Source organism: Sandaracinobacteroides hominis (assembly GCF_016464365.1).
Classification (GTDB): Bacteria; Pseudomonadota; Alphaproteobacteria; order Sphingomonadales; family Sphingomonadaceae; genus Sandaracinobacteroides; species Sandaracinobacteroides hominis.
The window spans coordinates 194921-212812 of record NZ_JADCUC010000004.1; the positions used below are offsets into that span (position 1 = coordinate 194921).

General features: G+C 63.0%; 17 protein-coding genes. 10 read left to right on the forward strand and 7 right to left on the reverse strand.

All coding sequences use genetic code 11. The annotated features are described in order from the left end of the window. Positions 1-3: 3 nt before the first annotated feature. The 7 genes from IM784_RS10355 to IM784_RS10385 all read left to right on the forward strand — a co-directional run bounded on the left by IM784_RS10355 (position 4) and on the right by IM784_RS10385 (position 9774). Positions 4-1674, forward strand: a complete 1671-nt coding sequence (locus tag IM784_RS10355; RefSeq protein ID WP_199555251.1) for an NERD domain-containing protein — start codon at positions 4-6, stop codon at positions 1672-1674. A gap of 564 nt (positions 1675-2238) precedes the next feature. Continuing rightward, the gene (locus IM784_RS10360) at positions 2239-2826 is read left to right on the forward strand and encodes an RNA polymerase sigma factor (RefSeq protein WP_199555252.1); all 588 of its coding nucleotides are present in this window, start codon (positions 2239-2241) and stop codon (positions 2824-2826) included. After that, positions 2826-3830 (forward strand): FecR family protein, encoded by a 1005-nt coding sequence (locus tag IM784_RS10365; RefSeq protein WP_199555253.1) that lies wholly within the window; start codon positions 2826-2828, stop codon positions 3828-3830. Before IM784_RS10360 ends, IM784_RS10365 begins: the two co-directional genes overlap by 1 nt. Before the next feature lie 75 nt (positions 3831-3905). Then, entirely contained in the window at positions 3906-6470 is a 2565-nt protein-coding gene (locus IM784_RS10370; protein ID WP_199555254.1) for a TonB-dependent receptor, read from the forward strand. Further along, positions 6464-8614: an Atxe2 family lasso peptide isopeptidase gene (locus tag IM784_RS10375; protein ID WP_199555255.1), complete on the forward strand. Its 2151-nt coding sequence runs from the start codon at positions 6464-6466 to the stop codon at positions 8612-8614. The genes IM784_RS10370 and IM784_RS10375 overlap by 7 nt, the downstream gene beginning before the upstream one ends. An 81-nt stretch (positions 8615-8695) precedes the next feature. Further along, on the forward strand, positions 8696-9082 hold the full coding sequence (locus tag IM784_RS10380) for an antitoxin Xre-like helix-turn-helix domain-containing protein (RefSeq protein WP_199555256.1): 387 nt from the start codon (positions 8696-8698) through the stop codon (positions 9080-9082). Positions 9083-9084: 2 nt separating this feature from the next. Further along, positions 9085-9774, forward strand: a complete 690-nt coding sequence (locus IM784_RS10385) for an RES family NAD+ phosphorylase (RefSeq protein WP_199555440.1) — start codon at positions 9085-9087, stop codon at positions 9772-9774. 16 nt (positions 9775-9790) lie between these two features. On the opposite strand, the gene IM784_RS10390 is transcribed toward IM784_RS10385, so the two are convergent. From IM784_RS10390 to IM784_RS10420, 7 genes are all read right to left on the reverse strand, one after another. Further along, positions 9791-11551, reverse strand: a complete 1761-nt coding sequence (locus IM784_RS10390; protein ID WP_199555257.1) for an asparagine synthase-related protein — start codon at positions 11549-11551, stop codon at positions 9791-9793. Beyond that, entirely contained in the window at positions 11548-12159 is a 612-nt protein-coding gene (locus tag IM784_RS10395; protein ID WP_235977056.1) for a lasso peptide biosynthesis B2 protein, read from the reverse strand. Before IM784_RS10395 ends, IM784_RS10390 begins: the two co-directional genes overlap by 4 nt. A 103-nt stretch (positions 12160-12262) precedes the next feature. Next, a complete protein-coding gene (locus tag IM784_RS10400; RefSeq protein ID WP_140927373.1) occupies positions 12263-12382 on the reverse strand; it encodes a benenodin family lasso peptide in 120 nt (39 codons plus the stop codon). 116 nt (positions 12383-12498) lie between these two features. Continuing rightward, the gene (locus IM784_RS10405; RefSeq protein ID WP_199555259.1) at positions 12499-13116 is read right to left on the reverse strand and encodes a GntR family transcriptional regulator; all 618 of its coding nucleotides are present in this window, start codon (positions 13114-13116) and stop codon (positions 12499-12501) included. Then, the gene (locus IM784_RS10410; RefSeq protein WP_199555260.1) at positions 13113-13994 is read right to left on the reverse strand and encodes a phytanoyl-CoA dioxygenase family protein; all 882 of its coding nucleotides are present in this window, start codon (positions 13992-13994) and stop codon (positions 13113-13115) included. The genes IM784_RS10405 and IM784_RS10410 overlap by 4 nt, the downstream gene beginning before the upstream one ends. 19 nt (positions 13995-14013) lie before the next feature. Further along, entirely contained in the window at positions 14014-14628 is a 615-nt protein-coding gene (locus IM784_RS10415; RefSeq protein WP_199555261.1) for an acyl-homoserine-lactone synthase, read from the reverse strand. Positions 14629-14705: 77 nt separating this feature from the next. Then, positions 14706-15458 (reverse strand): LuxR family transcriptional regulator, encoded by a 753-nt coding sequence (locus IM784_RS10420; protein ID WP_235976965.1) that lies wholly within the window; start codon positions 15456-15458, stop codon positions 14706-14708. Positions 15459-15703: 245 nt separating this feature from the next. On the opposite strand from IM784_RS10420, the gene IM784_RS17735 reads away from it, so the two are divergent. The 3 genes from IM784_RS17735 to IM784_RS10430 all read left to right on the forward strand — a co-directional run bounded on the left by IM784_RS17735 (position 15704) and on the right by IM784_RS10430 (position 17616). Then, complete coding sequence (locus IM784_RS17735) at positions 15704-15928, forward strand: transcriptional regulator domain-containing protein (RefSeq protein ID WP_408015290.1); 225 nt, start codon at positions 15704-15706, stop codon at positions 15926-15928. Positions 15929-16196: 268 nt separating this feature from the next. Then, positions 16197-16487 carry a DUF2285 domain-containing protein gene (locus IM784_RS17740; protein ID WP_140927477.1) on the forward strand — a complete coding sequence of 97 codons (291 nt, stop codon included), beginning with the start codon at positions 16197-16199 and terminating at the stop codon, positions 16485-16487. 232 nt (positions 16488-16719) lie between these two features. Beyond that, positions 16720-17616, forward strand: a complete 897-nt coding sequence (locus IM784_RS10430; protein ID WP_199555262.1) for an ArdC family protein — start codon at positions 16720-16722, stop codon at positions 17614-17616. Positions 17617-17892: the final 276 nt, after the last annotated feature.

The window sequence follows — 17892 nt, forward strand, 5'->3', positions numbered from 1 at the left end:
CGCATGGCCAGGATGTATCCGCAGCCGCTTCCGGCGGATGTACTTGATAACCCGTATCGAGAAGCGGAGATCGAAGTCTATGAACGCCTTCGAACTCAGTTGCCTGACGACTATGTCTGTTACTACTCGCGTCCCTGGCTTGGGCTCCATCCGAATGGCGAAGAGAAGGATGGAGAGGCTGATTTTGTCGTTGCGCACCCGGCCCGCGGATTCCTGACGATCGAGGTTAAGGGCGGCACGGTTCGGCGCGAAGAGGTCACCGAACGCTGGACGTCAACGAACCGTCTTCGCATTACCAACGTGATAAAAGATCCGGTCAGGCAGGCACGCGAAAGCAAGTACGAACTGCTGAAGAAGTTCAAGCAGCAACCGGGCTGGAACAAGCGGTTCGTAACTGCACGCTATGGCGTGATCCTGACCGACAGCGCAAAGCCGGATAGCGATCTGGGGCCGGGAATGCCGCTGCGGCTCTTTCTTTTTGGTGAGCAGCTCAAATATCTCCGCGAATGGGTAGATGCCCGATTGGCTGCACCTGGTGACGCAAGCGATACGCCCGGTCTGGGGCTTGGCGAAGACGGCATGCGTGCACTTCATGAAATGCTTGCAGGACGCATTGAGCTCCGGCCGAGCCTGGCCCGGGGTTTCCGTAACGATCACCGACAGATTGAGCGCCTGACAGCAGACCAGGTCGACATTCTCGACATGTTTGATGGCACCAATCGCATGGCAATCGCAGGCGGCGCCGGGACAGGTAAGACGATACTGGCCATGGAGAAGGCCGCCCGGCTGTCAGAAGCCGGACACCGGACACTGCTGACCTGCTACAATGCCCCGCTGGGGCGTTATCTCGAACGCATCACTGCAGAAGTTCCCTTGCTTCAGACTGGTAGCTTCCACGCATTCTGCGACCGTTTAAGGCGCGAGGCAGGAATTGCCATCTCCGGAGAGGGCCAGCATTTTCTGGATCAGCTGCCAGCCGCACTGGAGGCGGCAGTCGCCAAACGCCCTGAGCTGCGCTTCGACGCGATAATTGTCGACGAGGGACAGGATTTCAAAGAAGAGTGGATTGAACTTCTCGAGCGGTGCCTCAACAATCCCGAAACAGGCTGCTTTTACGTATTCTATGACGACAACCAGCGACTCTATGACCGGCGCGGCCGCGCCATCGCAGGTATTCCCACAAGCCCGTTGCACCTCATACGGAATTTCCGGAACACGCGCTCCATACATGGCGTCGCAAAGAACTGGTACGCGGGAAGGATGACACGGGCGATAGGTCCGGAGGGGACGCCGGTTGAATGGATAGCCACGGATAAGGGCAAAGGTGGTGCCACCGCTCTGGAGGAACTGCTTCAAAATCTGCTGAACAGACATGGACTGGCGCCGGGTTCCATCGCCGTCCTGACAGCAGAATCAACGCGCGGTCATCCGATAATTCATGGCGGAAGGATCGCCGGAATTGAGGTGACTGACGCGAACGAGCCGCATAGTGACCGTCTGATTTTTGACACAGTGCGACGGTTCAAAGGCCTGGAGCGTCCAGCCATAATTCTCATCGACGCAGATGAACTTATTGATGCTGAACTGACCTACGTCGGGCTTAGTCGTGCCAGCATTTACCTGGCTGTGCTGGGACCATCTTCAGATCTGTTGCGGCTTCGCGCCGAACGCTGAGCAGGACAGGACGCAACAAAATATGCAATTCAGTCGGCGTTCGGAGCACCGGTAACGCCGGACATAGGCGGCGATGCCGGCTCCAGACCAATTCGTAAAGCTCGTCTCGCGAGAGCTGAATGTTTCGGATGGCGTCAGTCCTATTCCCGATCATGCCGACCACTCCTGGACCGGAAGCTATAAGATGTCAGTCGCTTTACCTTTGCGTTGACCAGATCTGATCGGCCGCAGAGGCCTCATTTCCGGAGCGATAGGAGCAAGACCCCCAGGCTGCGCTTGCATTTCACGTCTCCCGATATAGTCTGTTCGGGTGGTGCTTTGGGCGCCACCGAGGCGTGAGAACCTCGCTTGGGAGAATCGACGCCATGGCATCCGGCCGGGTGGCCGATGCGTATGTCCAGGCCGCTTGCGGCTAAAGGCGTCGGCGCATGTCTCAAGCATGTTCTCAACACCCGGCTCCCGCCGGCTCCGCTTCGAACCTTCGAACGGGGCAGGCATGGGCGACAGGCTGACCACTTTCCAGCACACTTCTTTGCCCGACCATGCCGCAAGGGATGCCGGCGCATGCGCCTGATCCCGGATGAGATGGAGGCGCTGCTGACACCGCGCCTTGCCGAAGGGGACCCGATCCCGCCCGATGACCGCCTGGCTGCCGGGTCGGTGCTGGCACTCGAAGACCTGTACCACTCGCAAAAGCCGCGGCTGCTGCGCTATTTTACGCGCCGGACTGACGGGCAGGAGGCGGGCGACCTTCTGCAGGAGAGCTTCTCGCGTCTTGCAGGAACGGCAGCGGAGCCGGGCAAAGTGATCGAGGAACCGGAAGCCTATCTGAACCGGATCGCGACAAACCTGCTCCGCAACCGCGCAAAGTCCGCCCTGCAACGCTCGCTCGGTCATCATATTCCCGTCGAAGAAGCAAATCTCAGAGCCCCTGACCTGGTGGCAGCTCTTGAAGCCCGGGATCTGCTCAACCGCATCCAGTCGGCGCTCCTGAAGCTGAGCCCCAGGACACGCGACATTTTTCTGGCGCACAGGGTGGATGGTCTCAGCTACAGGGAGATCGCGACCAGCATGGGGCTGAGCGTCAAGGGCGTCGAGTGGCACATGACGAAGGCAATAGCCCATGTCGATCGCGTGATGAGGCGGCGCTGATGGCGCCATCCGGGGCAGGGCGCCGCACGGATGAAGCGGTGCGGCAGGAGGCAATTGCCTGGCTTGCCCGACTCCGCGCGCCTGATGGTGGCACCGACCACCAGGCCTTTGAGGACTGGTATGCTGCAGATCCGCGGCATGCCGACATCTATGACGACGTCCTTAAGAACTGGGAGGCGATGGCGGTCGCTGGCGAGACGCCGGCAGCGCAGGCTCGTCAAAAGCCGTCCCGTCCCCCGTCATCCCGGCTGATAGCGTGGACCGCGGTGGCAGCTGCAGTGGCGGCCGCGCTGCTTCTCGTACCGGGAAGTCCCCTGAACCTGTCAGGACCTTCGAGTTCCGAAGCGCAGACATTGCTTGCAAGCCATGTCGGCGAAATCCGCAACGTCGACCTGCCTGACGGGTCTCAGGTCACGCTCGATACCGACAGCCGGCTGACCATCCTCTATACGGACAGCGAGCGGCGGCTTCGCCTCGAGAGCGGACGCGCCCGTTTCCGCGTGGTACATGGCGACTCGCGCGCGTTTCTCGTCGAGGCCGGCTCGACCGAGGTGATCGCGCACGGCACCGTTTTCGACGTGGATGTCGCGGGTAGTAAGGTTGCTGTCTCGCTGCTTGAAGGGTCAGTCGAAGTCCGGCCACAGTCGGCAGCTGTGGCATCGAGACCTTCTGCATCCACGGTCCTCAAGCCGGGTCAGCATCTTTTGGTCGCGCAAGGCCAGGTGCCGCAGCCGCTGAAGACGGAGGAGCCGCGCTGGACTTCAGGCATGCTGTCCTTCGAGGATGCCGAACTGAGTGACGTGGTCTCAGCCGCCAACCGCTATAGCGAGGTGAAGATCCTGATTTCCGATCCTGCGATCGGCCGGCTGCGGTTCAGCGGTACCTTCGACCCGCGCGAACCCGACGATTTGGCGCAGTCGCTGGCCCGCATCTTCAACCTCCGGCTGGATCGCGACTCTGACGGGATGATCTATCTCCAGCCATCGGCAGCCACGGAAAAATAGTCCCAGGGTAACGCCCGCCTCGATTGTCAAACCCTCCGAACGGCGCCGCAACGACGCGCCGGGAGGGAGATGACAATGGTACTATTGCAAGGGGCGGTTCTGGCCGCCGCCATTTCTGTCACTCTGGCGCCGGCTGCAACCGCAGCGGCTGGTGAGATCAGCCAGGCACAGCGGCACAGCTATCAACTGCCGGCCCAGCCGCTGTCGGATTCGCTCCGCGCGGTCGCACTGACCTCCGGACGGAACATCGTGGCGCCTGCCGAATTGCTGCAAGGGCGTCAGGCGCCTGCCCTTCAGGGCGAGTATGCGCCCGAAGAGGCCGTGACGATCCTGCTACAGGGAAGCGGACTTGGCTATCGGGCCGTGGGCGGCGGGCTGGTGATCGAATCTCCGACGCCAGTCACTGTTCTCGAGGGCTCGGACATCATCGTGACCGGCAGCCGCATTCGCGGAGCGCCGATTTCGTCGCCTGTCATCCGCCTCGACCAGCAGGCCATGCGCGATGCCGGGCAGGCCGGGCTCGCCGAAGCGTTGAAAACCATTCCCCAGAACTTCGGCGGCGGGCAGAATCCCGGCGTCGGTTTCAACGTGCCCGCGACCAGCGGGGTCAATGTCGGCGGCGCCTCCACCATCAATCTTCGGGGCCTTGGAAGTGACGCCACCCTGACCCTGCTCAACGGCAACCGTCTCGCCTACAACGGCACGCGCCAGGGTATCGACGTGTCGTCTATTCCAATGGACATGGTCGACCGCGTCGAAGTGGTCGCCGACGGAGCCTCTGCGCTCTACGGGTCGGACGCCGTCGCAGGTGTTGCCAACATCATCCTGAAACGGGATTTTGACGGGCTGCAGCTGCGCGCCAATATCGGCGCTGCGACCGATGGCGGCTATCTCGATCAGCGCTACAGCGCCACCGCAGGCCAGCGCTGGTCGAGTGGCGGGGTGATTGCGGCTTACGAATATGCGCACAACACGCAGATCCTGTCGGATGACCGGTCGTTCACCGCGTCTCGACCCGGACTCACCCTCTATCCCGCATCCCGCCGGCATGCGGTTGCCCTGTCCGCCCATCAGGCCCTGACGGATCGTCTGGAATTCTCGGTCGACGGCATTTTCAACAAGCGGTGGAGCGTCTCGATGATACCGCTCAATGCCGCAGGCAACCTCAATGTCAGCCGCTACGAATATCATACCACCAGCGAGTCCCTCGCCATCGCCCCGCGGCTCCGGCTTGATATCGGCGAGAGCTGGCGGGTTTCGCTCTCCGGCGTCTACGGGGAAGAGACCGTCAACCTGGCGCGCTATACCTATACCAACAACGTGCAAACCGGGATCGTGCCGGTCTGCTATTGCAACAACGGGCGCTCCGTCGAACTATCCGCCGACGGAAACATCTTCAGCCTGCCTGGCGGGCCTGCAAAGCTGGCGGTCGGGGCGGGCTATCGCGACAATGTCTTTGTCGCCGACAGCGGCCCGGGCGACCCGGGCAACGTTCAGGCCTCGCAGGACAGCTATTATCTCTACGGCGAGATCAGCCTGCCCCTCGTTTCCCCGGAACAAGCGATCGGCGGTGTTCATCGCCTGAATCTGTCGGGTGCGCTGCGACACGAGCGTTATCCCGGAATTGACTCGGTGGTGACCCCGAAGCTCGGGATCATTTACGCGCCGGTCGCGGATGTGGCGTTGAAGGGCAGCTGGGGGCGTTCCTTCCGCGCCCCCACACTCTTCCAGCAATATCAGGTGCTGTCCGCCATTCTATATCCGGCCACCAGTCTTGGTGGAACGGGCTATCCGGCCGGGTCGACGGCGCTTGCCCTCACCGGCGGCAATCCGGACCTGAAGCCCGAACATGCCGAAACCTGGATGGCGACCTTCGAATATGCGCCGGCCTCAGTTCCCGGGCTCAGTGCCCAGTTTGGCTACTTCTCGGTCCGCTACAAGGACCGGATCGTCCAGCCGATTTCCTATTTCTCCCAGGCGCTGAGCGACCCGCTCTACGCCCCGCAGGTACAGCGGTCGCCCGACGCTGCGGCTGTTGCAGCAGCCGTTGCAAGTGCCGCCCAGTTCTTCAACGCGACCGGTCGCCCGCTCGACTCGGCAACGGTCGTCGCGATCGTCGACGGGGCAAATGTGAATGCCGGCCGGCAGACCGTCCAGGGGCTGGACATGCTGATCAACTACAGCACGGACCTTGGCAATGATCGGGGTTCGCTCGCCGCAATGGTGAACGCGAGCTATCTCACCAGCGACCAGCAGACGTCGGCCGATGCCCGGGTCGTCCAGAAAGCCGGGACACTCTTCAACCCGCCACACTGGCGCGCGAGAGGCGGGCTGACCTGGAGCCGGAGCGAGCTCACGCTCAACAGCACCTTCAGCCTGATTGGCGGCGTTATCGATGCGCGGACCGCTGCGCCCGTGCCGGTCTCCGGAATGACGACACTGGACCTGACAGCCCGATATCGCTTTGCACCCGATAAAGGGGCACTCGCAGGTCTGGAACTCAGCCTCTCGGCCTGGAACATCTTCAACGACAAGCCCGGTACAATCGCAACCTCGCTTCCCTATGACGCGGGCTTTGATTCCACGAACTATTCGGCCGTGGGGCGCCTCATCAGCTTCGGGATCTCGAAATCATGGTGAGCCCGGGCCGTAGACAGCGGGCAACCCTGAAAAAGGGCTGCCTGCTGCTCGCGGGCGGGCTTCTTGCCCTGGTATCGCACCGGGTACATGCCGGCTGCGCCGATATCCTGCCCGCATCCGGTCCGCCTCCTGCCGGTGCAGCCCGGGACGTCAAACCGGATGACATCCTGCGATTGCGAGATATCGGTCAGCCGGATGGATCCATGTTCGGACAGCCAGGCTCGCTCGGGATCTCGCCCGACGGAAAGCATGCGGCCTTCATCCTGAGCCGCGCAGATCCGGCTTCGAACAGCTACTGCCGGGCTCTGATCGTCATCGACCTTGATCGTCCCGCAAATCCTCGCATTCTCGACCAGGGCGGCGAGCTGATCACCAGCATCGTGAACCTCCGTGGCATCCGATCGGACAGTGGCTTTCCGGCGCCTGTGACCCCGGCCTGGTCTCCGGACGGCAACCAGGTTGTCTGGCTGCGTCGCGACAATGGCATAACGCAGGTCTGGCGCGCCCGGGCGAATGGTACACGCGGGGAGGCGGTGACCCGCTCCGCCACCGATATCACCGATGTTGCGTGGAACGAGGATGGCTCGCGCATCCTCTTTCTCACCCAGCCCGACCTTGAAGCGGTCCGCCAGAAGATCGCCCTGGAAGGGCAGTCAGGCTGGCTGTACGACGACCGCTTCGCTCCAACCGATGGGCTTTTGCCGCAATTGCCCGGCCCGCTGCCCAACCAGTTGTTGTCAGCTGACCCCGCCACCGGGGCTGTCCGGGAACCTACCGACAGGGAGCGGAGGTACTGGAAGGCCCGCGACGAACTGCGGAATGCCGCGCTTCCGTCAGCGATCACCGCAACCGGTCGCAAAGCCTGGACCAGTCGCGCGGAGGGCGCCCTTTTCGGCGCACTCAGCCTGTCAGTGGATGGAAAAGACGGGCGTCCGATCCGGTGCGAAAATGAAGCCTGCAACGGCGGCTTCACGGGAGTTTGGTGGGATGAGACTGGCGAAGAGCTGCGCTTCCTGCGCCGGGAAGGCCAGGCAAACGGGGACCTCGGATTCTATCGATGGACGCCCGGTAAGGGTGATCCGGAGCGCCTCCGCCTGACCAGCGATGTCCTGCACGGCTGTGTTCCGGCGGCGCATGATCTGATCTGCACGTCAGAGAATCCCAATACGCCCAGACATCTGGTGCGGCTTGATCCGGCGACGGGACAAACCACCCCAGTCTTTGACCCCAATCCGGAATTCCGCGCCATCCGGCTGGGCGAGGTCCGGCGCCTGTTCTGGAAGAATGACCGCGGCCTCGAAGCCTGGGGCGACCTTGTGCTGCCGCCCGGATATGACGGGCGTAGCCGGCTGCCGCTCATTGTCGTGCAATACACCAGCCTCGGCTTCCTGCGCGGGGGCACCGGAGACGAATACCCGATCTTTCCGCTCGCCTCCGAAGGATTCGCGGTCCTCAGTCTGCAGCAGCCCGACCTGTTCGCGAAAACGCTTCCCGGTATCCGGACGGTTGAGCAGCTGATCGCGGCGGGCAACAAGGACTGGGCCGAGCGTCGCAGCCTGCTGTCCTCACTCGAAACGGGCGTCGACAAGGCCATTGCCGCAGGCGTCGCCGATCCGGCGCGAATAGGCCTGACCGGGCTCAGCAACGGGGCGACCACCGTTCGTTTTGCCCTCATCAATAGCGATCGCTTTGCAGCCGCGTCGATCAGCAGCTGCTGCCTCGATCCGCAATCAGTGGCGATCTACGCCGGTCCTGCCGTTGCCAGACAGATGCGTTCGGTAGGTTTTCCGGAGCACGGCGACGACGCGCCGGAATTCTGGCAACCCTTCTCGATGGCCCGCAATGCTGCGCGCATGACGCGGCCGCTTCTCATGCAACTTGCCGACAGTGAATCGCTCATTGCGCTCGAAACCTTCACCGCCCTGAAGGCGGCGGGCCAGCCCGTCGAAATGTTCGTTTTTCCCCGCGAACTCCATATCAAATGGCAACCCGTGCACCGGCGCGCCATTTATCAGCGCAACATCGACTGGTTCAGGTTCTGGTTGCAAAATCGCATCGATCCTGACCTGGCGAAATCAGACCAGTATCGACGATGGACCGCCATGATGGCGCGCGCAGAGCCTGCCCCGACCCCAAATCCATAATCCTGATGCAGAGCTGTTCCAAATTGGAACAATGTGTGGTAAATGTGCCTATATGGATAGATTGGAAGGCGGGAGATACTCATGGCTGCGTCCATTCCGCTTGTGTCAGTTGATCGCAAGGGTTTGACCGGCCCCGCGCTTCGGACGTTTTTCCGGATTGCCGAGGCCTGGAAGCTCAACGAGATGGAGCAGATGCGGCTGTTGGGTGTGGACAGTCGGTCGACGCTGCAAAACTGGAAGCGGGGCGCTGTATCCGCCATTCCCAAGGATGCCCTCGAGCGGATTTCCTACGTGCTGGGCATCTACAAGGGGCTGCAAATCCTCGTGCCACAAACGGCTGATGACTGGGTCCGCAAACCTAACATGGCAAAGCCGTTCGGGGGGCAAGCCGCGATCGAGCGCATGACGTCCGGGAATGTCGCTGATCTGTATGTCGTGCGGCAATATGTGGACGGGCAGCGCGGTTGAGCTTGTCTGCCCCTGTATCAACCATCAGCTGGGCTCCCTGCTTCCGGATCATTCCGAGCCGCTTTCCGCCGGTTGGTCTCTTTGATCGGGTCGCAGACCCGGCAGACCTGGAAGCCGTCTTCCAGATTGAAGCAATGACCAATGATCGTTTGCGTCAGGAGACCGGGGAGATATCACTTGTCCCGATGGAAGAGAGGGTGTCAGGGCCGGGCACGACGCCCGTCATGGCGGCGTTCACCCACCCCAACCCGGCAGGCGACCGCTTTACAGATGGGAGTTATGGCGCCTTCTATGCTGCCAGCACACTGGAAACAGCCATTGCGGAAACCAGCTATCACAGAGCGCTGTTTCTGAACGCAACCGGTGAGCCTGCCCAGGAAATTGATATGCGCGTCTATGCCGTCGATCTGGTGGCCGCACTCCATGATATTCGCGGGCTTCAGACCACGCACGCAGATCTCTACAACCCTGACAGCTATACGGCATCGCAAGCGTTTGCGCGCCTCCTGCGCGACGCAGGCTCCGATGGAATCCTGTATCAGAGCGTGAGGGATGTGAGCGGCGAATGTGCCGCCATTTTCCGACCCCGGCTCCTGTCAAACTGTCGACAGGAGCGCCACCTTTGCTACATCTGGGATGGCCACAGAGTCGCTACCGTGTACGAGAAAAAGCTTTTCTCAACAGAAGGATAGTCTGGGATTGCGGCTGTCAGCGGTCAGATGCATTCCATCCCGCCGCCCAGGCCTCAACATCCGCGAATTGCAGCACGCGTCGGAACAGATGACCATGGACGGGCCTCGGATCGTCAATCACCTCTAGGATTGCCGGCAGATCAACCAGTCCGCGTCGGACGAGTTCGCCATCTGAGAGAATCTCGCGCAGTTTCTTTCGGTTCGTATCGAAAATGCGCGCTGTGAAGGCATCTGGCGTCCCTTTTGACCGCCGCCATGCAACCTCTGCCGGAAGCGCGTCTGCGAACGCGTGTCTTGCGACTGCCCGGTTGTGACCTGCGTCGAACCACAGCCAGCTTGCGATCGACAGGCAGGCCTCGACCAGCGGCTGCGCCAGCAGCGGCGATACCATCGGCAACCTGTCCCGGAGTCGCCCGCCTTCCACGATGTCCTGCGCACAGGCCAGCAGCCGCAAATGCTGTGCGCTGCCCGGAAGCAGCTCCGCTGTACTCTCAAGCCAGGAGTGTGGTCTCGGCGGGAGAGCAGCCTCGACCGCATCCGGCGACAAGAGTGACGTATCCTGGGACAGGCGAAAGGCCGGCTTCGCGAACCAGGCCCGCCTGACCGCATCCATCATCACTGTCTGGCGGCTCTCCTGGGTAAGCTGGCTCAGATCCTGCACGGTTGAAAAGAAGCCGGCGCCGCCCGTCAGCAGCCGGTCTGCGGCAGGCGCGCCGGATCGGAGCGAGCAGAAGATATTGTCTCCGCCGCCACCGTTGAAGATCGCCGTCGCGCCTGCTTCTGCTGCCGCCAGATCACACAGGCGTCGCGACTCCTGGAAGAACATGCGCTCCATCGGGCGTGGCAGGCCTCGTGCATCCGACCGGCCAACATCAATCCCTGCAAGATCCCGCCAGCCCTCGATCAGCGGCATGCCGAGGGCCGCACAGACCTGCCGGGCGTAGCTGCGCTCGTCCCCCGTCGCATCACCGCTGACGAGCGTTATGCACGTGACCGGCACATCCTGACTTGCAAGGGCTGCAGCGAGCACGGAGGAATCAAGACCGCCCGACAGCATCAGCACTATGCCTGCCTCGCCTGACGCGAGCGAGGCAACACTGCTGCAAACAGTCTCCCTTACTATCCGGGCCGCCGCGACGGGGTCGCGCATCTGGTGATCGGGCCTTGCAAAGGCGGTCGGCGACCAGACATCTTGAATGGCCAGCCCTTCCTCTGACAGCAACAGTTGCTGCCCGCCTCGCAACTCCCGAAGGACCGAAAGACAAGTTGCCGGCCAGACGAGGTCGCGCACCATCAGATGGCGAAGGACTTCATCCCAATCGATGACGGGCCGCAGCAGACCGCAGGCCACGAGCAGGTCGACGTCAGAAGCGATGGCCACGCCACCTTCGAACGCCACCAGGTAACAGGGCAGTGCGCCGAGGGGCGCCCGAAGCACCGAAATCCTGTCGCCATCCTTCTGACGGAGAATGCAGACATAAGGGCCCCAATAGTCCTCACAGAGGGACTGGCCGGCACTCCTGACAATTCGGTCGCAGGCATGCCGTCCCGGTTGCGCTACTTCACGACCGCCGCGCTCGAACAGGCGGCCCAGAACAACCCCATGATCACCTATGCGGAGCGGCTTTTCCTCACTCGTGGCAAGATGCAGCAGATCGTTGCTGTCCGCGAGACGCAGGCCCTCGATGCCCGATACGCTCCGTGTGAGCTCCTGCCAGCGTTCGTCGGCGATGGATCCGGGTTGCCTCGCCAGCACAATGAAACGAACGGGCTTCATATGACGAGGATCGGCGTGAAATGCCGCACGCCGTCCGGACGGTCGTTCACGAGCGCGCTGCCGCACTGGACCCAGCTGTGCGCCGCAAACGGGTTCAGGCTGACCCCCACCACCAGATCGGCCGATATGCCGCACCGCGCGAGGCGGTGCGCGACGGCTATCGAGCGCGGCAGGCAGCGGTCATGTGATCGAACGATTGCTGACGACCAGTCGAACGCGGCCGCCACATCCGGCGCGGTTACATGTTCGGTAGAGAGCCCGGTCGCTGCCCGGGATTTTTGCTGCGCAAGTCGGCAAAGCACGGCATTGAGCGACAGCCATCGCAAAGCCAAACGTGTTGCCGCAAGATCTCTCAGGGCTGCCATTTTGAGACGCACAGGCGCTCCGGTCTCGATGCCATCGAGATGACTTTTGGCAGGTACTGCCACAGAGCGACAGGCCGCCGGGCGGCTGTCGTCAGATGTGGAAATGAGGAGGCCGCACTGCCTGAGTGACAGCAGAGCTTCATCCTGTTCGCCGGCCGCCGCCAGCCCGGCAGAGGCGCGAAATGCCGCTTCCGCGCGTTGGCTGAGACAGAAATAGCGATCAGCCTCAAGGTCGAGGAACATCAACCGGCCGGCAACCTCGCAATAGGAAACGCCGGGGCGCAACATAAGGCCCATCGCAAACTCCGGGGCTGTTGGCGCGCGGCACAGGGCCGCGCGCCGGTTGTCAGTCGTCCGAGAGGCCGCTGAGCGGGTTGCCCCTGATCTCGTCGGTCGGGAATTCCCCGACGCCGAGGGTTTCGGTGCTCGCCACGGCGAGCTCGATGATGTCGTCCTCGCGTTCCATAACGCACTCCTCAACAGTGCTGCGGGAATTCGCAGCTCCGGGAGTGTAGGAAGAGGCGAAATCTATCCGAACTTTATACGGATTCTGTACGCCGAATGTTTGCGGCCCCGGCTCGCCTAGTGGCCGGCGGGCGCCGCGCGATAGAGAGCGCGCACGATCTCGGCTGCCGCCCGGACGCGTCTGCGGTGATAGATCTGCAGCAACCGGCGCATCCGGTCACGGGTGCCTGAAAGTATCGCGTCCTCCAGTTCCGCGAGCTCCTCCTGAGCGTCGGTGAGCACCTTTGGCTCAACCAGTCGCACCGCATGTAGTCGTGCGTTCAGTCGTTCGACTGCACGCCAGTGTTCGCCGTTGCGGGAGCTTCTCGCGATCAGCAGGAAGAGATCGGCGATGCGGCTGGCAATCGACCCGCTGGCGACCTCGACAGAGCTGTATGGCTTCGTTGTATGGCTACCGTTGCGAAGCGCCAGTGTCAGGAGCTCCGACGCCCATTCATACCGATCCCGGAGCGCTGGCTCATCCAGCGGCGGCAGATGGAAGCCGCCGCCGGGACGGCTTTCCACCAGACCTTCACCGGTCAGGAGATGCAGGGCATCGCGGACCGGCGTGACGCTTGCCGCCAGCGTTGAGGCAAGGTGGGCCGGATCCAGCCGTTCGCCCGGTCGGAACTCGCGGTCCAGGATGCGGGCCTTCAGAACCTCGAATACCCGCTCCGCTGTATGCCCCGAATTCATGACGCCGGAAGCTGTCCCGCGACGAACGCATCGACCAGCGCCTTCTGATCAGGCCGCAGGGCGTCCATTGCACCCCGCGGCCGCTCAGGCTCGCCGGCGAGCAGGACCGAAGGACACTGACCTTCATAGTTGCCAAGATTGGGGCGGTGCTGACGATAGCCGACGAGCGCTGCGAGCTCGGGCGGGAACTTCCGCGCAACGTCCGGGGGATAGGCGAGCCATTGGTTCTCGTAGGGCTTGAGCCAGCCCAGAGCATATCCGATCACGATGCCGCGCCGCACCTCCTGCGTGAGGTTGGAGCCGGCCCCATGGAGGGCTGACCCCAGGAATATAAGCGCGTCGCCCGGCTGCATCGCGGCCGCGACTGGCGCGTCCTCCGGCGATGGCAGCAGCGCCGCTTCGCCGTGCGAGCCCGGCCAGACCCGGGTCGCGCCATTCTCCGGCGTAAACTGCGTCAGCGGCCACATGACGTTGACAAGATACTCGATCTCGCCGACCGGGCCTCGCCACATGTCCTGATCGCGATGCGGGAGTTGCGCCGGAGCGCCCGGATGCACGGCAATTGCCTGTGTCGTGTTGAGCTGGATGCAGTCGCACCAGGGCGACAATATGCGCTCGACGATGCCCAGGATCAGACGGTGCTGCACCAGAGACGCCGCATGCGCCGAGCGCGCCAGCAACCTGCCGAAGCGGATGGTTGTGGTGCCGTAAAAGCCGCCCTCACCAAAGGGCGTCTCGCTGAAGGCAACCTCGAGGTCGCTGTCCAGCTCGCCGATGGTCTGAGCTGGCAGGGCGTTCGGAATGATGCAAAATCCGGTGCGCGAAAGTTCATTGGTGCGGGCCGCAATATCGGCCTCAAGATCAGCTGCGATCGTCATGGTTTTCCTTCCCGTGAGTTCAGGCGGCAAGCCGGATCTGCGCCAGTTGCGGATCGGCAAGGATCCCGGCGGCTGCCAGCAGCGCCGGTGTCTCGCCGGAAATCTCGATCCTGAGGGCGCCGAGCATTTCGCCGCCGATCTGGCGTGGCAGGCCGAGCGGCTGGCAGCGCCAGCCAAAGGCAAGGATCTGCTGCATCCAGCCGACCTCTGCGATTGCGGTGTAAAGTGAGATGCCATTTGCGAGCGCATGGTCGGCGATCGCGCCCACCAGCGTGTTGCGCACGGACCGGCGCTGGCGCGCCGTCAACCGTCGATCGAGGCAGAAGCGGGTGATTTCGCGGATTGCCGGTCCGCGCGGCGGCGCTCCGTCGCACAGCGCGCCGTAGAAGCTGTCGAGAATATGCGGCCGGACCGTCGGCAACAGCCGGGTGGAGCCCAGGTGTGTGCCTTCATGGTCGGCCAGCACCAGGTAGGTCGCGTGCGCATCGTCGAACTGGTCGACCTCGTAGGTGCCATCGATCACCGGCACATCCCATTTCAGGAGATCGACGAACACCGACTTGCGCGCGGCAAACATGGAGCGAAGGACGTGATCCTCGTTCGGTGGGGCAGACGTTCGCAGGATATGAAGCATGTCGGACTTTCCCTGGCTTTGACGCGCCAAGGATCAGTCGGGGAGCCCGTCCGCCGCCATCCCGGAAAAGGGGGATATCAGCGCCGGAAGATGTCGGTGAGGGTAAGCGTTCCGTCGAACAGCGTCTGGACCAACAGTAATGTGCGCTTGTTTACCCCGTAGCGTCCGCAGGCCTGCCTGACATGCTGGGCCACCGTCTCCTCGCTGACTCCGAGAATGCGGGCGATCTCCCAGTCACCCTTGCCACGCGCTACCCAAAGCGTGCAGTCGCGCTGCCTGTCCGTCAGCTGCGCCGCATCGACAGTGGTGCGGTAGCCGCGCCCGCTCCAAAGACGTCGCGCTGCCTCGAAAGCGAAATTGCCCGCCAGCTGAGCGATCGGGAAGATGTGCGCAGGGGTCGCGCGACCGGCATCACTGGCAAAGGAGCAGGAGCCGCGGGCTTCACCCGGCACATGCGCGGGCACGGTAAAGCCATTACCTATCCCCTGTTCCTGCCCAAGTGCCAGGATGGCGCGATCCGCCGGCGTCAGCGCGATCATCGCCGGGATCCGGGTCCAGCAGAAGCCGACGCTGGTCACATGACTCGCCCGGTGGACGGGATCACTGACCCCAAGCCCGTGGCGATCATAATAGTCCCGCCAGCGTTCGGGATAGTTGTGAAGGCGGGCAGCTTTGTCCGGGGCAGCCGCGAAATCCACATGATGGCTGAGCGCAAAATACTGGAACCCAAGCTCCCGCGTAACCGCCACCATGGCGGTCTCGAGATCCTGTTCTGTCTCCACCTGCTGGGCAATGCTGATGAGCTGCATCACCACGGCCGGAATAGGCATCCGGTTACCTTGCTACCGCCGGAGGCGTCTCAAGCCGCCAAACGCCCGACGATGGCCCTTTCCCCTCAATACAGGCCGGACAGCGAATTCTCAGGTCGCCGACCGGCGGTTCTGACCACGCACATGGCGTATCATGACAATTGTCCTAGCGAAAGTGGCAGGCCAAGAGCGTCAACAGTTGGTAACGTTTCGCACTCCGCCTCTGCAGTCAGGCGCCTGTTTCCCCCGTCCGGGATATTGCAGTCGTGACGCCGGAAGGCCGACCGCCCCTGCTCTGCTGGCGGGATGCTGCCCCGTACGCCCGTATGCAGCGGATCGATCGCGCAGGCATCATGTGGGAGTGGCTGCGCCGGGACCCAAACTACGTTGCCTGGCACATACAGGCGAGCACTTCCACGCGCGGCGCCATCCCGGCACCTGTCGCATGGGGGCTTCTCTTTCGCGGAACATCCGGGCCTTGCTGCACCTGACGCCCGGATCCTCTGGAGCGCGGCTCTCGACCCCGGCACACTGACGATCACGGCCAGGCCCGCGGATCCGGGCGACCCGGACAGCCTGCTCCTCGCGCATATTGCGCCCTGGCTCACCTGCGTTGAAGGTGCAGACGGGTTCGAGCACGCAGTCCTCTCGGACGGATGGCATCATATCCGGCTGGATGTGACCGGTGGGCGACTGTCCGGGCAGCAGGCTGTTCATCTCCACTACCGGTTGCACGGGCTCTCCTCCGCCCGCAGCCGCATGCTGCCGCTCCGGCGCTTTCTCGGGCTTTGCCAGCATCGCCGCTTCGGTCCGTCGCTGTTCCCGCGCGAGCCACAAACACTCCGATGGCTCGAGATGCTGCGGGTCCATGACGCTGTGCAGGATGGTGCCAGTCACCGGGAGATCGCGGGCGCCCTGTTCGGAGAAGCGCGGGTCGACAGCGACTGGAACGGCAACTCTGACTCACTCCGCTCGCGCGTTCGGCGGCTGGCGAGAGATGCAAGAGCAATGGCCGCAGGTGGCTACCGAAATCTTTTGCGCCGGCGCTGATCGCCGGACTGGCGCCGATGCAGGGCGCATTCCGCTAACTCGCCGCTGCCATCTGAGGACGGATGCGGAAATGGCCGGGCCCGCCGCCCGGTCAACAGGCCGCCCGCTCCTTCGCTGGCGCTCCCGTGTTGCCTGTCCTGTTCGGCCTCTTCGGGCCCTCACTGACCGGCCGATCGATCCTGCCCGACCCCTTCTTCCGCATCCTCAAACGGCAGCGCGAAGGAAGACGCACATGTCCCGCACATTCGACAGAAAGCCCGACATCTACACCCGGGTCACGGCACAGATCATCGCCCTCCTGGAGGCCGGCACCCGCCCCTGGATCCAGCCATGGCAAACCACACATGCGGCAGGGCCGGTATCGCGCCCGCTTCGGTTCAACCTCGAGCCCTATTTCGGAATCAACATTCTCACGCTGTGGGGTTCCGCCATGAGCCAGGGGTTTGCAGCACCGGTCTGGATGACCTTCCGTCAGGCGCTCGAGCTCGGCGGTCATGTCCGCAAGGGCGAGACTGGCTCCCCGGTCGTCTACGCCAACAGCTGCATACGCACGGAAACTGATCCGGAAACCGGCGAGTCGGACGAGCACAGTATCCCGTTCCTGAAGGCCTACACGGTGTTCAACGTGGAACAGATCGAGGGTTTGCCGGACCGGTTTCTCGCACCTGTCCGGCCTGCAGCGAACCCCGACACACGCATCGGCACTGCTGACGCCTTCTTCGCCGCCACCGGCGCTGACATCCGCCACTGCGGCAGTTCGGCCTGCTACATTCCCGCACTCGATCGCATCCACATGCCGCAGTTCACGGACTTCCGGGATGCTGAAGGCTATTATGCGACACTGGCGCATGAGATGACCCACTGGACCGGACATTCCGCCCGGCTGGAACGGAGCTTCGGCCGCGAACGGTTCGGCGACGCAGGCTATGCCATGGAGGAGCTGGTCGCTGAACTGGGGGCAGCGTTCCTCTGCGCCGATCTGGAGCTGACGCTCACGGTTCGCGACGATCATGCAAGCTATATCGCAAGCTGGCTGAAGGTCCTGAAGGGCGATACCAACGCGGTGTTTACCGCTGCGGCCCAAGCGCAACGCGCTGCGGACTGGCTGCACCGGCTTCAGCCGGGCTGAGTGGCTGCGATCACAGACACTGGCACGGATGAATCTGGCCGATTGTCTATCGCACCGTGAGTTGGCGGCAAAATTCGCGGCATCGTTTTCGCGCCGCGTACGGGTTTGCGGCACAAATTCACGCTGTTACGCAACGACTGAGCCGGCATGAGAAGCGGCAATTCTGGGTCCGCTCCTGTCTGGCGGGAGCCCTTGCCAGCCAGTCTAACATACCGTCCACGCAGGCGACGGATGCTCCGGAACAGTCAGGCCAGTCGCATCGGCCAGTTGGTCCGC

What these genes read in the sequence shown, in the direction of transcription:
- IM784_RS10360 (WP_199555252.1), top strand. Translation starts at nt 2,239, where the DNA reads ATGCGCCTGATCCCGGATGAGATGGAGGCGCTGCTGACACCGCGCCTT.
- IM784_RS10420 (WP_235976965.1), bottom strand. Translation starts at nt 15,458, where the DNA reads ATGCCTATTCCGGCCGTGGTGATGCAGCTCATCAGCATTGCCCAGCAG.
- IM784_RS10370 (WP_199555254.1), top strand. Translation starts at nt 3,906, where the DNA reads ATGGTACTATTGCAAGGGGCGGTTCTGGCCGCCGCCATTTCTGTCACT.
- IM784_RS10430 (WP_199555262.1), top strand. Translation starts at nt 16,720, where the DNA reads ATGTCCCGCACATTCGACAGAAAGCCCGACATCTACACCCGGGTCACG.
- IM784_RS10380 (WP_199555256.1), top strand. Translation starts at nt 8,696, where the DNA reads ATGGCTGCGTCCATTCCGCTTGTGTCAGTTGATCGCAAGGGTTTGACC.
- IM784_RS10405 (WP_199555259.1), bottom strand. Translation starts at nt 13,116, where the DNA reads ATGAATTCGGGGCATACAGCGGAGCGGGTATTCGAGGTTCTGAAGGCC.
- IM784_RS10400 (WP_140927373.1), bottom strand. Translation starts at nt 12,382, where the DNA reads ATGGAACGCGAGGACGACATCATCGAGCTCGCCGTGGCGAGCACCGAA.
- IM784_RS10365 (WP_199555253.1), top strand. Translation starts at nt 2,826, where the DNA reads ATGGCGCCATCCGGGGCAGGGCGCCGCACGGATGAAGCGGTGCGGCAG.
- IM784_RS10395 (WP_235977056.1), bottom strand. Translation starts at nt 12,159, where the DNA reads ATGTTCCTCGACCTTGAGGCTGATCGCTATTTCTGTCTCAGCCAACGC.
- IM784_RS10390 (WP_199555257.1), bottom strand. Translation starts at nt 11,551, where the DNA reads ATGAAGCCCGTTCGTTTCATTGTGCTGGCGAGGCAACCCGGATCCATC.
- IM784_RS10375 (WP_199555255.1), top strand. Translation starts at nt 6,464, where the DNA reads ATGGTGAGCCCGGGCCGTAGACAGCGGGCAACCCTGAAAAAGGGCTGC.
- IM784_RS10355 (WP_199555251.1), top strand. Translation starts at nt 4, where the DNA reads ATGGCCAGGATGTATCCGCAGCCGCTTCCGGCGGATGTACTTGATAAC.
- IM784_RS10410 (WP_199555260.1), bottom strand. Translation starts at nt 13,994, where the DNA reads ATGACGATCGCAGCTGATCTTGAGGCCGATATTGCGGCCCGCACCAAT.
- IM784_RS10415 (WP_199555261.1), bottom strand. Translation starts at nt 14,628, where the DNA reads ATGCTTCATATCCTGCGAACGTCTGCCCCACCGAACGAGGATCACGTC.
- IM784_RS17740 (WP_140927477.1), top strand. Translation starts at nt 16,197, where the DNA reads ATGCTGCCGCTCCGGCGCTTTCTCGGGCTTTGCCAGCATCGCCGCTTC.